Raw genomic sequence first — 12,653 nt, 5'->3', positions numbered from 1 at the left:
AAGATAGGTCAATAATGGAGGAGCCACTTAATAGCGCAAAACCCAGTAATAAACTTAAGATAAAAGATATTATTTTAATAACCATTGCAGCATCCTCCGTTGATACTTACTTATCGGCTACAGGTACCACCAAAGTTACCTCCTGAACAATTACTGGAACCAGCTTTGTTTCCACCTCCGTTACCATTTCCACCACCGGAGAGACACTGGCCAACAACTGCTCCACCAATAGTTCCTCTGGCCATTCCAACAAGACCACCTTTGATTGCACCACCTACCATCCCACTAAAGACAGCATCACCACATTTAGCTGTGCTTGGGTCACTATAAATATGTGTCGGTGCATTCCGTCCCAGAGTGTTACGTGCTCCAGTTTGAGATTGTTTGTTGTAGTTGTGTTCATGGTCGCCAGAGTTTCCACCACCGCTGACCAGTTCTATTTCACTTAAAGATAATTCTCTGATATTTGGCATAAAAATCCCTCTTTTACATTTTAACATAAAATGCTATTTCACTATCACACGACAGAAATGTATGGATAAAGTGAATTTATGTAAATAAATGTAAATGAAGCTAATCTACTCCCCGTTGATTAATATACCCCGATGTTAGTAATGTCTTCATAAGCCACATGAGGACATCCCCAAGAAGAAGCGTTTTTCCGACGCCACTTTCTACACCTGGCGCAAGAAGTTTGGTGGCATGGAATTTCCTGAGTTGAAGCGGCTCAAATCTCTTGAAGAGGAGAACGCCCGCCTCAAGAAGCTACTTGCCGAAGCCATGCTGGATAAGGAGGCACTTCAGGTGGCTCTGGGGCGAAAGTACTGACGACAGGCCAGAAACGGGAAGCCGTTGAGTTTATGTGTGATGCGACCGGTCTGTCGCAACGTCGTGCCTGCAGGCTTACAGGTTTGTCCCTTTCGACCTGCCACTATGAGGCTCAGCGTTCGGCAGTTGTTGCGCCGGGAGGGCCTTCACGTCAATCACAAGCGGGTTTACCGTATTTACCACCTTAATGGACTGAGCGTAAAACGCAGAGGACGCCGTAAAGGGCTGGCAACCGAACGGTTTCCGGTTCTGCGCCCGGATGCGCCGAACCGGACATGGTCGATGGATTTCGTTATGGACGCACTGGCCAACGGTCGGAGGATCAATTGCCTGACCTGTGTGGATGATTTCACGAAGGAGTGTCTGACGATCACCGCTGCTTTCGGTATTTCAGGCGTTCAGGTCACGCGTATTCTGGACAGCAGGCGCTGTTTAGGGGCTATCCGGCGACAATAAGAACCGATCAGGCCCGGAAAATTGTATCGCGACTTATCCGATCTAAACTTTCGACTGTAAGCCATGAATCGTTAGCGACCTCCCCCTCTTTAACTGCCTCGATAAATGCGCCTAAACTGCCCTTTTCAAGATGCTTAGATTTAAACGCAGACAATCCAGCATCGATGATTTCAACAAGCTTTAAACCGTTTTCATGTGCTACCCTACGCGCCGTTTCCAACTGTCGTTGCAATGATAAACCTTTTGCATGTTTATCACTTGACCAACGTATATAACTGTACAGTTTGCGTTTTTCCATGGGAGTACCTAATGAACACATCAGAAGAAAGCCAAAAAAAAGATTTTACAAGGTTTCCCCATTTAGTGTTATCCAAAGGGCGCGAGAAATCATTACTGCGCCGTCATCCCTGGGTCTTTTCCGGCGCGGTTGCCCGTATGGAAGGCAAAGCCAGCCTCGGTGAAACCATTGATATTGTTGACCACCAGGGGAAATGGTTAGCGCGAGGCGCCTACTCGCCAGCGTCCCAGATCCGCGCGCGCGTCTGGACCTTTGATAAAGATGAAACCATCGACATCGACTTCTTCGTCCGCCGCCTGCAGCAGGCGCAGCAGTGGCGCGAATGGCTGGCAAAGCGCGACGGGCTGGACAGCTACCGCCTGATTGCCGGTGAATCCGACGGCCTGCCGGGCGTCACCATTGACCGCTTCGGTAATTTTCTGGTGCTGCAGCTTCTGAGCGCAGGGGCGGAGTATCAGCGTGCCGCGCTGATTAGCGCGCTGCAAACCCTGTTCCCGGAATGCGCTATTTACGATCGCAGCGACGTGGCGGTGCGCAAAAAAGAGGGCATGGAGCTGACCCTGGGTCCGGTTACCGGCGAGCTGCCGCCTGCCCTTCTGCCGATTGAAGAGCACGGCATGAAGCTGCTGGTGGATATTCAGAGCGGCCATAAAACGGGTTATTACCTTGACCAGCGCGACAGCCGTCTGGCGACCCGCCAGTACGTTGCCGACAAACGCGTCCTGAACTGTTTCTCCTATACCGGCGGCTTCGCCGTTTCGGCACTGATGGGCGGCTGTGCTCAGGTGGTGAGCGTGGATACCTCACAGGAAGCACTGGACGTGGCAAAACAGAACGTCGAGCTAAACAAGCTGGATTTGAGCAAAGCGGAGTTTGTACGCGATGACGTCTTCAAGCTGCTGCGTAAATATCGCGATGGGGGCGAGAAGTTCGACGTCATCGTGATGGATCCGCCAAAGTTTGTGGAGAACAAAAGTCAGCTGATGGGCGCCTGCCGTGGGTATAAGGATATCAACATGCTGGCCATCCAGCTGCTGAACCCGGGCGGAGTGCTGCTCACTTTCTCCTGCTCCGGGCTGATGACCACCGATTTATTCCAAAAAATCATCGCCGATGCCGCAATAGATGCCGGGCGTGATGTACAATTTATAGAGCAGTTCCGTCAGGCAGCCGATCACCCCGTGATTGCTACCTACCCGGAAGGACTGTATCTGAAAGGGTTTGCCTGTCGCGTCATGTAACTTGAAAAGAGAAATATTGCCCACACTTAATGTGTAAGTAGTGTTTCCCGGGAGGTGACTATGATTGCCAGCAAATTCGGTATCGGCCAGCAGGTCCGCCACACTTTGCTAGGGTATTTGGGTGTGGTCGTGGATATCGACCCGGAGTATTCCCTTGATGAACCGTCAGCGGACGAGCTGGCGGTGAACGCAGAGCTTCGCGCTGCGCCCTGGTATCATGTGGTGATGGAAGGTGACGACGGACAACCCGTTCATACCTATCTTGCCGAAGCGCAGCTGAGTAGCGAGCTGCAGGAAGAGCATCCGGAACAACCCACGATGGATGAACTTGCTCAGACTATCCGCAAACAGTTACAGGCTCCGCGCCTGCGGAACTAAGCGTGTAAAAAAAGCCCGATGACGGGCTTTTTTTTATTACTTCGCCAGACCCAGCCGGGGAATATCGATCGCAGGACAGCGATCCATGACCACCTTCAATCCCGCATCCCGCGCCAGCACGGCGGCCTGCTCGTTAATCACGCCCAGCTGCATCCACAGCGTTTTCGCCCCTACGGCAATCGCGTCCTGCGCCACGCCCCATGCAGCCTCGGAATTACGGAAGACATCCACCATATCAATTTTTTCCGGCACCTCTGCGAGCGTGGCATAACCCTGCTGACCCAGCAGCGTTTTTCCCGCCACTTTTGGCGACACCGGGATGACGTGATAGCCCTGATCGAGAAGGTATTTCATCACCCGATAGCTAGGACGATCGGGTTTATCGCTCGCGCCCACCAGCGCAATGGTACGCGTGGATGTCAGAATCTCGGCAATATCGTTCTCTTTCATGGTTTTTCTCCTGGCTTTTTTAAAAGTGTACGCCAAAGCGCACATCTCAACCATCCATCCCATACAGATGTATGAGGGCAAAACGGCAAAATATGTCTATATGTTAGTAAACGTGATTACCGAAAGATTTAGATACATTAATGCGGCGAAAATATGTCTGACGGGAGCCTTCTATGAAAACCGGTATTGCCACTGCTCTGATTGCGTTAGTGATGCCGGTTTGCGTTTTTGCCACCACGCTTCGGCTCTCTGGCGACATTGATCTTCTGGTTTTGGACGGGAAAAAAGTTTCAAGCTCGTTATTGCGCGGGGCTGACAGCATTGAGTTAGATAACGGGCCGCATCAGCTGGTGTTCCGGGTCGAAAAATCAATCGGCCTGTCTAACCATGAGCAGCGGATGTACATCTCTCCGCCGCTGATTGTCAGCTTTAATACCCGGCAAGTCAGTCAGGTGAACATTACCCTGCCTCGCCTTGAAACGGAGAAGGAGGCTGCGGCCTTTGACGCCGAGCCGCGCGTTGAGCTGCTGGACGGGAACGCGATGCCGATCCCGGTGAAGCTGGATATTCTGGCGTTGACCAGCACCCCGAAAAGCCTGGACTACGAGGCCGCGACGCAGGTCTATAACAAAGCCGGAAAACGCGCCTCCCTTCCGCAGTTTGCCACCATGATGGCGGACGACAGTACGCTGCTATCCGGCGTCTCGGAACTGGACGTCATTCCGCCGCAGTCCCAGAGCCTGACGGAACAGCGCCTTAAATTCTGGTTCCAGCAGGCCGATCCCGACACGCGGGCCCGGTTTTTACAGTGGGCAAAGCAACAACCTTCATCATAAGCCACATTTTTTACGCCTTTCTCTTGCAGCGTCAGACGGTTCCCGTCATCGTGTAGTCAGTTAACCTGATGGATATGATTATGGAACTGACAACACGCACGCTGCCCGAACGCAAACACATTGCGCTGGTGGCGCACGATCACTGTAAACAAATGCTGCTTAACTGGGTTCGCCGCCATCAGCCGCTGCTGGAAAAGCACGCCCTGTCGGCGACCGGCACCACCGGTAACCTGATCCAGCGCGAAACGGGTCTGGAGGTGAATGCGATGCTGAGCGGCCCGATGGGCGGGGATCAGCAGGTCGGAGCGCAGATTTCCGAAGGGAAAATTGATGTGTTGATTTTCTTCTGGGATCCGCTGAATGCGGTTCCGCACGATCCGGATGTCAAAGCGCTGCTGCGTCTGGCAACGGTGTGGAATATTCCGGTGGCGACGAACCTGTCGACGGCGGATTTCATCATTGAATCCCCGCAGTTTAACTCGCCGGTTGAGATCCTTATTCCGGACTATCAGCGCTATCTTTCCAAGAGACTGAAGTAGCTTTTTTGCCGGGTGGCGGCTACGCCTTACCCGGCCTGGAAATCTTGCCTGACGCTGTTATGGCTTTCTCGCCACCGGCACGTCAATACTCTTCAAAATATCGACAAACACGGATGGCTCCTCTTTGTTGAACAGCAGCCACACGCGGTGCCGCGCGCGGGTGATGGCCACGTACAGCAAACGCCGTTCTTCGGCATCCGGGAAGTCTTCCGGCACCGGCAGCAGGGCCTCTTCCATGACCGACTCGCGGGCCGGGGCCGGAAAACCGTCGCTGCCCTCTTTCAGCCCCACCACAATCACATAATCGGCCTGCTGCCCTTTGCTGGCGTGAATGGTCATAAATTCGAGCTGCAGTTTCGGCCAGCGGGTAGCGGCTTTTTCCAGCGCAGCAGGCTTAAGATGATGATAACGCGCCAGCACCAGGATACGCTCATCGGGCTTCGCGTAGCCGCTGAGCTTGTCCAGCAGCGGCTCCAGCTGGTCATCCGCCAGCAGGGTGACCGCTTTTTTATCCCCTGCCCGCAGGCTGTTTAGCGGCTTGGCCAGCTGATGCGGGTTCTGCTGGATAAAGCGGTTGGCGATTTCACCAATCCGTGAATTGAAGCGGTATGTCGTGTCCAGATCGCTGCGGTCGCCTTCGCCAAAATAGTTATGGAAGGCGGTCGTCAGCGAGAGCTGCGCCCCGCTGAAGCGGTAGATGGCCTGCCAGTCGTCCCCCACCGCAAACAGCGAGGTATGTTTGTTCTGCGCCCGCAGCGCCGAGAGCAGTGCCGCACGCTGGGGAGAGATGTCCTGGAACTCATCCACCAGAATATGCTTCCACGGGCTGACAAAGCGCCCCTTCTCCAGAATGACGATTGCCTGATGGATAAGACCCGAGAAATCAACGGCATTTTCCTCTTTCAGCGCGATTTTCCAGGCTTTCAAGAGCGGAGCCATCAGCTTGACCCGTTTTGAAAACAGATCGCGGATCGCCTCCGGCGCGCTTTCAATCATCTCTGCCTGCGAGCCGCCGTGCATCCGCATCAGGCTGACCCAGCGGTCAAGACGCGAGCCGAGCCGACGCGCCAGTTTTTCATCCTGCCAGAAGCTGCCCTCCGGCACCTCCCAGGCGAGTTCCTCCTCCAGCCACTGGCGCCACCCTTTCGCCTGCGCCTTTTTCTCACTGCACTGCTGGCGCCAGGTTTTAATAAACAGCGCCTGCCGCGCCTGCGCGTCGTTTTCCAGCTTACTGATGGCAGGTACTTTTTTACTGCCCTGCTGAATGATATGCAGCGCGAGGGCATGGAAGGTTCTGGCGGTGATGTCCCGGGTGTGCAGGCGTTCCTGAATGCGTTCGTCCATCTCCTGCGCCGCCTTACGGCCAAAGGCCAGAAGCAGGATCTGATCGGCAACGGCCTCCCCGGTCGTGAGAAGCCAGCCCGCACGCGCCACCAGCACCGACGTTTTACCGCTTCCGGCCCCCGCAAGCACCAGCAGCGACTGCTCGCCGTTGACCACCGCGCGCGCCTGCGCAGGGTTGAGCGGTGAAGTTTCCACCGTACTGAAAAAGTCGGCGTATTGGGTGAGCATGGCGTCCGTCCAGGCCTGGTTATGCGCCAGCCGGCTTTTATCCATATCGTTCAGCCAGGCCTGACACTGACGCCAGGCGTCGCGACAATTGTCGAACTCATCAAGACGCGTTACGGAGAGCGGCAGCGCCGAGAGTGCCTGCCTGATCTTTTGCTGCAGCCCGGCGGTCTGCTGGCGAGTCAGCCACGTTTGTTGCGCGTTGCTTTGCGCAATATCGTCCAGCACCTGCTGCAGCACCTGAGCGGCAATCACGCTCATGTCATGGCTCCACTGCTGCCAGAGCGCGTTCAGGTGATGATGGAAACGCTGGGTTTCCGCCCACTCGGTGCCGTGAAGGCGCACGACTTTGTCGTCAGGCAGAACGAACTCCAGCTCGCCCCACACCAGCCCGCGCTTGCAGTGAATAGCCAGAAGCTGATTAAACGGAATAAGGTATTCGTGGCGTTCTCCGGAGACTTTCACCCCGGCGTTGAGCAGAACAACTCTGTCATAGGGGTGTTGCGCCAGGCGTTTGCCTAATGAAGTTGCTTTCAGTTCCATGTCCCGCCAAATCCACGAAGAGATAATTTACCTGACAGTTTAACTGCCAGTTTTAAGGTGCTCCAGCCTAAAAAAACGTTACAATCATTGGGCGTTAATTTTATCGAAAGGAAGTGAGGGTTTATGCGTACCGTTCTGAATGTGTTGAATTTTGTGCTGGGCGGTTTTGCCACCACCCTTTCCTGGCTTTTTGCCACGCTGGTGAGCATCGTCCTGATTTTCACGCTTCCCCTGACCCGCTCCTGCTGGGAAATCACGAAACTGTCGTTCATCCCCTACGGTAACGAAGCTATCCACGTTAACGAGCTGAACCCGGAGAGCAAAAGCGCCCTGATGAATACGGGGGGTACTTTGCTGAACATTCTGTGGCTGATTTTCTTCGGCTGGTGGCTGTGCATCATGCATATTTTTGCCGGTATTGCGCAGTGCATCTCAATAATTGGTATTCCGGTCGGGCTCGCGAACTTTAAGATCGCCGCCATCGCCCTTTGGCCCGTCGGGCGCAGGGTGGTTCCGGTCGAGGTAGCCCAGGCGGCGCGTGAAGCGAACGCACGTCGTCGTTTTCAGTAAAAAGGACTGGCCGCGTTTATGCTAAGCCCACTGCTTCGCCGTTATACCTGGAACAGCGCCTGGCTCTACAACGTCAGGATTTTTATCGCTCTTTGCGGCACGGCTGCCCTGCCGTGGTGGCTGAATGATGTCAAGCTCACCATCCCGCTCACGCTGGGGGTGGTGGCCGGGGCGCTTGCGGATCTGGACGATCGCCTGGCCGGGCGTTTGCGGAACCTGGTCATTACGCTGGTCTGTTTCTTTATCGCCTCCGCGTCCGTTGAGTTACTTTTCCCCTGGCCGTGGCTGTTTGCCCTGGGCCTGACGCTCTCCACCAGCGGGTTTATTTTGCTGGGCGGTCTGGGGCAGCGCTACGCCACTATCGCCTTCGGTGCCTTGCTGATCGCCATCTATACCATGCTGGGCGTTTCCCTGTACGACCAGTGGTACCAGCAGCCTGTGCTGCTGCTGTTGGGCGCCATCTGGTATAACCTGCTGACGTTAACCGGTCATCTGATCTTCCCGGTTCGCCCTTTGCAGGATAACCTTGCCCGCAGCTATGAGCAGCTAGCCCACTATCTGGAACTGAAGTCCCGGCTGTTCGACCCGGATATCGAAGAAGAAAGCCAGGCGCCGCTTTACGATCTGGCGCTGGCAAACGGCCAGCTGGTCGCCACCCTAAACCAGACGAAAGCCTCGCTGCTTACCCGACTGCGCGGGGATCGCGGCCAGCGAGGAACGCGCAGAACCTTACACTACTATTTTGCCGCTCAGGACATTCATGAACGCGCCAGCTCCTCGCACGTTCAGTATGCCGCCCTGCGCGAGAAGTTCCGCTACAGCGACGTCATGTTCCGCTTCCAGCGCCTGCTTTCCATGCAGTCTCAGGCATGCCAGCAGCTCGCGCGCTCCATTCTTCTGCGCACGCCCTATCAGCACGACTCCCGCTTCGAACGCGTGTTTAGCCATCTTGATGCGGCACTCGACCGCGTGCAGGCCAGCGGAACGTCACCGGAACAGATCAAAGCGCTGGGTTTTCTGCTCAACAACCTGCGGGCGATTGATGCTCAGCTGGCGACGATTGAGTCCGAGCAGGCGATGGCGCTGCCGGGCAGCGAGATGGATAACCAGCTTGCAGATGACAGCGTGCACAGCGTGAGCGATATGTGGCTACGTCTGAGCCGCAACTTCACGCCGGAGTCGGCGCTGTTTCGCCACGCGGTGCGAATGTCCCTGGTCTTATGCGTGGGGTATGCTTTTATCCAGATAACCGGTTTGCACCACGGCTACTGGATCCTGCTGACCAGCCTGTTTGTCTGTCAGCCGAACTATAACGCCACCCGACACCGCCTGGCGCTGCGTATTATCGGCACGCTGGTGGGCGTCGCGATCGGCCTTCCGGTACTCTATTTCGTGCCGTCCATTGAAGGACAGCTGATCCTGATCGTGATTACCGGCGTGTTGTTCTTCGCGTTTCGCAACGTGCAGTACGCCCATGCCACCATGTTCATCACGCTGCTGGTTCTGCTCTGCTTTAACCTGCTGGGTGAAGGGTTCGAGGTCGCCCTGCCCCGCGTGCTCGATACCCTGATTGGCTGCGCTATCGCCTGGGCCGCCGTCAGCTTTATCTGGCCGGACTGGCGTTTCCGTAATCTACCGCGCGTGTTGGACAGGGCCATGAACGCCAACTGCCGATACCTGGATGCCATCCTTGAGCAGTATCATCAGGGCCGCGATAACCGACTGGCTTACCGGATAGCGCGCCGCGATGCGCACAACAGCGATGCGGAACTGGCCTCGGTAGTCTCTAATATGTCAACGGAGCCTCGCGCCACGGCCGAGATTCGTGAGACGGCTTTCCGGCTGCTCTGCCTGAACCATACCTTCACCAGCTACATTTCCACGCTGGGCGCCCACCGTGAAAAACTCACCAACCCGGGCATCCTCAACCTGCTGGATGACGCGGTCTGTTATGTCGATGATGCTTTGCATCACCGGCCAGCCGATGAACCGCGCGTGAGGCAGGCGCTGGATGAACTGACCCAACGTATTGCGCATCTTGAGCCCGGAAACGACAGCAAAGCGCCTCTGGTGCTTCAGCAGATTGGCCTGCTCATCGCCCTGCTGCCAGAAATTTGCCGTCTGCAACAGCAAATCGCTACCTGGAGGAGTGATTCTCCTGTGGCTCAGGCAGCGCATTAAACCACTCCGTCAACTCCCGGCGAATGCCGGCCGGGAGTGCCGCCTCATGCAGCCCCTCGATCGCCCCTTCCAGCGCGAAGAGCACTTTAATACTCAGCGCTTTATTTTTTGCCCGCATCTTCAGCCAGCACTCCCTGGCGCCAAGCGCCCGCAGCGTTTCTTCGTTGGTTATGCCCGCTTCAAAGAGCAGTACTTCCAGCTGAAAGGTCAGGTTTGGCAGGTCCTTAAGTCGATTGCGCTGATGGCGCTGGTAACGCTCTTTTCTTGCCGCATTGAGTGCGAAAGAGGAGAGCTGAAGCAGACGCTCCCTGTCCTGCCACAGCCCGTCATCCACCCGGTAATAGTTGAGAAGCACCGGCCGGCCCCGCTTCATCAGGGTCAAAAAAGAAGCGGCATTTTTCACACAGTATTTTGCGCTTTCTTCACAGGCGCGGAGATAGAGCTCACCGTCTGACACCATGGCAAAAACCGCATCATCCACCGCCAGGGTATAGCCGCCGAACAGCGCGCGATGATGAATTTCACCCAGCGGTGAGAGGTATTCCTGGGATTTATAAATCCGTTCATAAGATATCTTTTTCATGATATTTCCCTTCAAAATCATAAAGTAACAACGAAATTTCTTACTAGCGGATCCGTTAGCAGGAAAATAGGCAACTTAGCGTCGTTGAGCAAGATGATTTTTCGAAGGGCATCAACATTGAATGAATTTTGCGAGTCGCTTTCCGAAAATGAGGTTGATCTTTATGCACACAGGGGTTACTGTATATCCATACAGTAACTACAGGGCTGGAATGAATATGTACACTTCAGGCTATGCAAATCGCTCAACTTCTCTCTCCTCTACCGCGGGCACTGTCGCGCAGAACACCGTTGGGGGTGCTTCGACGGGGCTTATTAGTGAAGTGGTTTACCGTGAAGACCAGCCTCTGTTGACCCAACTCCTGCTGCTTCCGTTATTACAGCAGCTTGGTCAGCAATCGCGCTGGCAGCTCTGGCTGACGCCACAGCAGAAACTGAGCCGTCAATGGGTGCAGTCCGCAGGCCTGCCCCTGGCAAAGGTGATGCAGATCAACCAGCTTTCTCCCTGCGATACCGTCGAGTCGATGATTCGCGCGTTACGTACCGGAAATTACAGCGTGGTGATCGGGTGGTTACCGGAAGAATTGACGGAAGAGGAACATTTTCGTCTGACCGAAGCGGCTGAAGAAGGGAATGCGATCGGGTTTATCATGCGCCCGGTTCGTCCAGATTCTTATCGCAGAGGACAACTTTCTGGGCTAAAAATTCACTCAAATTTGTATCATTGAGTGAAATTAAGATTTTTCCTGGAATTTTTTTTGACCGCAAGATGCGGTTTTAGTTCCCGGCCTCAAAATTGCGGCAAGGCTTGTCTGGTGCGGTTCTCCTTAATTTTATTGCACAAAATTCGTTCTAAAAATGTTAAATAATAGGTATACGGAACTTTTTTTTTCATATGCCTGACAGACTTCACACTTGTAAGTTTTCAGCTACGTTGTAGACTTTACATCGCCAGGGGTGCTCGGCCTAAGCCGAAGATATCGGTAGATTTATATTTGACCACGCCCCCCGGTGAAGGATTTAACCGTGATTCTCTCTTGAGACCTTCATGGCGAATTTTGGATGATAACGAGGCGCAAAAAATGAAAAAGACAGCTATCGCGATTGCAGTGGCACTGGCTGGCTTCGCTACCGTAGCGCAGGCCGCTCCGAAAGATAATACCTGGTATGCAGGTGGTAAACTGGGCTGGTCTCAGTTCCACGACACTGGCTGGTACAACAGCAGCCTGAACAACGATGGCCCTACTCACGAGAGCCAGCTTGGTGCAGGTGCGTTCGGTGGCTATCAGGTTAACCCGTATGTTGGTTTTGAAATGGGTTACGACTGGTTAGGTCGTATGCCATACAAAGGCGACACCATCAATGGCGCTTTCAAAGCTCAGGGCGTTCAGCTGACCGCTAAACTGGGTTACCCAGTAACTGACGATCTGGACGTGTACACCCGTCTGGGCGGCATGGTATGGCGTGCAGACTCCAGCAACAACATCGCTGGCGACGACCATGACACTGGCGTTTCCCCAGTATTCGCTGGTGGCGTTGAGTGGGCTATGACCCGTGACATCGCTACCCGTCTGGAATACCAGTGGGTTAACAACATCGGTGACGGTGCTACCGTTGGCGTTCGTCCAGACAACGGCATGCTGAGCGTAGGTGTTTCCTACCGTTTCGGCCAGCAGGAAGATGCAGCACCAGTTGTTGCTCCAGCGCCGGCTCCAGCTCCAGAAGTACAGACCAAGCACTTCACTCTGAAGTCTGACGTTCTGTTCAACTTCAACAAAGCGACCCTGAAACCAGAAGGTCAGCAGGCACTGGATCAGCTGTACACCCAGCTGAGCAACCTGGATCCTAAAGACGGTTCTGTAGTGGTTCTGGGCTTCACCGACCGCATCGGTTCTGACGCTTACAACCAGAAACTGTCTGAGAAACGTGCTCAGTCTGTTGTTGATTACCTGATCTCTAAAGGTATCCCAGCTAACAAGATCTCCCCACGTGGTATGGGCGAATCTAACCCAGTTACTGGCAACACCTGTGACAACGTTAAAGCTCGCGCTGCACTGATCGACTGCCTGGCACCAGATCGTCGCGTAGAGATCGAAGTTAAAGGCGTTAAAGACGTTGTAACTCAGCCAGCGGCATAAGTTATCGTCTTATAAAAAAACCCCGCCATGCGGGGTTTTTTATT

The 12,653-nt window shown here is 54.5% G+C and carries 13 protein-coding genes and 1 pseudogene; 9 read left to right on the top strand and 5 right to left on the bottom strand.

The features are described 5' to 3' along the window. Positions 1–110: 110 nt before the first annotated feature. Positions 111–473, bottom strand: coding sequence for a hypothetical protein (locus tag UTO39_RS09735; protein ID WP_320727069.1), 363 nt, complete (start codon positions 471–473; stop codon positions 111–113). A 181-nt stretch (positions 474–654) separates the two neighbouring features. Between UTO39_RS09735 and UTO39_RS09730 the strand changes: the two are divergent. Continuing rightward, positions 655–1,322, top strand: a pseudogene (locus UTO39_RS09730) (DDE-type integrase/transposase/recombinase); the annotation flags it as partial. Here UTO39_RS09730 and UTO39_RS09725 read toward each other — a convergent pair. Continuing rightward, the gene (locus tag UTO39_RS09725) at positions 1,292–1,582 is read right to left on the bottom strand and encodes a recombinase family protein (protein WP_320727076.1); all 291 of its coding nucleotides are present in this window, start codon (positions 1,580–1,582) and stop codon (positions 1,292–1,294) included. The pseudogene UTO39_RS09730 and the gene UTO39_RS09725 sit on opposite strands and share 31 nt — an antisense overlap. A gap of 11 nt (positions 1,583–1,593) precedes the next feature. On the opposite strand from UTO39_RS09725, the gene rlmI reads away from it, so the two are divergent. Next, entirely contained in the window at positions 1,594–2,823 is a 1,230-nt protein-coding gene (gene rlmI / locus UTO39_RS09720) for a 23S rRNA (cytosine(1962)-C(5))-methyltransferase RlmI (protein ID WP_320727068.1), read from the top strand. A gap of 60 nt (positions 2,824–2,883) precedes the next feature. Next, complete coding sequence (gene hspQ, locus UTO39_RS09715; protein ID WP_008499919.1) at positions 2,884–3,201, top strand: heat shock protein HspQ; 318 nt, start codon at positions 2,884–2,886, stop codon at positions 3,199–3,201. 36 nt (positions 3,202–3,237) lie between these two features. Here the strand turns inward: hspQ and UTO39_RS09710 are convergent, their stop codons facing one another. Further along, positions 3,238–3,651 carry a CoA-binding protein gene (locus UTO39_RS09710; protein WP_061098666.1) on the bottom strand — a complete coding sequence of 138 codons (414 nt, stop codon included), beginning with the start codon at positions 3,649–3,651 and terminating at the stop codon, positions 3,238–3,240. A gap of 173 nt (positions 3,652–3,824) precedes the next feature. Between UTO39_RS09710 and UTO39_RS09705 the strand changes: the two genes are divergently transcribed. Further along, entirely contained in the window at positions 3,825–4,487 is a 663-nt protein-coding gene (locus UTO39_RS09705; RefSeq protein WP_320727067.1) for a curli synthesis inhibitor, read from the top strand. 80 nt (positions 4,488–4,567) lie between these two features. Beyond that, positions 4,568–5,026 carry a methylglyoxal synthase gene (gene mgsA / locus UTO39_RS09700; protein ID WP_320727066.1) on the top strand — a complete coding sequence of 153 codons (459 nt, stop codon included), beginning with the start codon at positions 4,568–4,570 and terminating at the stop codon, positions 5,024–5,026. 57 nt (positions 5,027–5,083) lie between these two features. Here the strand turns inward: mgsA and helD are convergent, their stop codons facing one another. Beyond that, positions 5,084–7,138: a DNA helicase IV gene (gene helD, locus UTO39_RS09695; RefSeq protein ID WP_320727065.1), complete on the bottom strand. Its 2,055-nt coding sequence runs from the start codon at positions 7,136–7,138 to the stop codon at positions 5,084–5,086. A gap of 123 nt (positions 7,139–7,261) precedes the next feature. On the opposite strand from helD, the gene UTO39_RS09690 reads away from it, so the two are divergent. After that, positions 7,262–7,708: a YccF domain-containing protein gene (locus tag UTO39_RS09690; RefSeq protein ID WP_041910601.1), complete on the top strand. Its 447-nt coding sequence runs from the start codon at positions 7,262–7,264 to the stop codon at positions 7,706–7,708. Positions 7,709–7,726: 18 nt separating this feature from the next. Beyond that, a complete protein-coding gene (yccS, locus tag UTO39_RS09685) occupies positions 7,727–9,889 on the top strand; it encodes a YccS family putative transporter (RefSeq protein ID WP_045261705.1) in 2,163 nt (720 codons plus the stop codon). On the opposite strand, the gene UTO39_RS09680 is transcribed toward yccS, so the two are convergent. Further along, a complete protein-coding gene (locus tag UTO39_RS09680; protein WP_061098669.1) occupies positions 9,846–10,472 on the bottom strand; it encodes a TfoX/Sxy family DNA transformation protein in 627 nt (208 codons plus the stop codon). The genes yccS and UTO39_RS09680 overlap by 44 nt on opposite strands. 217 nt (positions 10,473–10,689) lie before the next feature. Here UTO39_RS09680 and sulA point away from each other — a divergent pair, with 217 nt between their 5' ends. Both sulA and ompA read left to right on the top strand, forming a co-directional pair. Then, entirely contained in the window at positions 10,690–11,199 is a 510-nt protein-coding gene (sulA, locus tag UTO39_RS09675) for an SOS-induced cell division inhibitor SulA (RefSeq protein WP_041910604.1), read from the top strand. Between the two features lie 354 nt (positions 11,200–11,553). Then, positions 11,554–12,609 (top strand): porin OmpA, encoded by a 1,056-nt coding sequence (ompA, locus tag UTO39_RS09670; RefSeq protein WP_108780329.1) that lies wholly within the window; start codon positions 11,554–11,556, stop codon positions 12,607–12,609. Positions 12,610–12,653: the final 44 nt, after the last annotated feature.

This window comes from Enterobacter sp. 118C5, from assembly GCF_034107645.1.
GTDB classification, from domain to species: domain Bacteria; phylum Pseudomonadota; class Gammaproteobacteria; order Enterobacterales; family Enterobacteriaceae; genus Enterobacter; species Enterobacter nematophilus.
The sequence above is the reverse complement of the archived record's forward strand: the minus strand, read 5'-3'. Positions and strand labels throughout refer to the sequence as shown.

Excerpts from the sequence above, each read along its gene's own strand:
- UTO39_RS09735 (WP_320727069.1), bottom strand. The coding sequence starts at position 473 with ATGCCAAATATCAGAGAATTATCTTTAAGTGAAATAGAACTGGTCAGC.
- UTO39_RS09725 (WP_320727076.1), bottom strand. The coding sequence starts at position 1,582 with ATGGAAAAACGCAAACTGTACAGTTATATACGTTGGTCAAGTGATAAA.
- rlmI (WP_320727068.1), top strand. The coding sequence starts at position 1,594 with ATGAACACATCAGAAGAAAGCCAAAAAAAAGATTTTACAAGGTTTCCC.
- hspQ (WP_008499919.1), top strand. The coding sequence starts at position 2,884 with ATGATTGCCAGCAAATTCGGTATCGGCCAGCAGGTCCGCCACACTTTG.
- UTO39_RS09710 (WP_061098666.1), bottom strand. The coding sequence starts at position 3,651 with ATGAAAGAGAACGATATTGCCGAGATTCTGACATCCACGCGTACCATT.
- UTO39_RS09705 (WP_320727067.1), top strand. The coding sequence starts at position 3,825 with ATGAAAACCGGTATTGCCACTGCTCTGATTGCGTTAGTGATGCCGGTT.
- mgsA (WP_320727066.1), top strand. The coding sequence starts at position 4,568 with ATGGAACTGACAACACGCACGCTGCCCGAACGCAAACACATTGCGCTG.
- helD (WP_320727065.1), bottom strand. The coding sequence starts at position 7,138 with ATGGAACTGAAAGCAACTTCATTAGGCAAACGCCTGGCGCAACACCCC.
- UTO39_RS09690 (WP_041910601.1), top strand. The coding sequence starts at position 7,262 with ATGCGTACCGTTCTGAATGTGTTGAATTTTGTGCTGGGCGGTTTTGCC.
- yccS (WP_045261705.1), top strand. The coding sequence starts at position 7,727 with ATGCTAAGCCCACTGCTTCGCCGTTATACCTGGAACAGCGCCTGGCTC.
- UTO39_RS09680 (WP_061098669.1), bottom strand. The coding sequence starts at position 10,472 with ATGAAAAAGATATCTTATGAACGGATTTATAAATCCCAGGAATACCTC.
- sulA (WP_041910604.1), top strand. The coding sequence starts at position 10,690 with ATGTACACTTCAGGCTATGCAAATCGCTCAACTTCTCTCTCCTCTACC.
- ompA (WP_108780329.1), top strand. The coding sequence starts at position 11,554 with ATGAAAAAGACAGCTATCGCGATTGCAGTGGCACTGGCTGGCTTCGCT.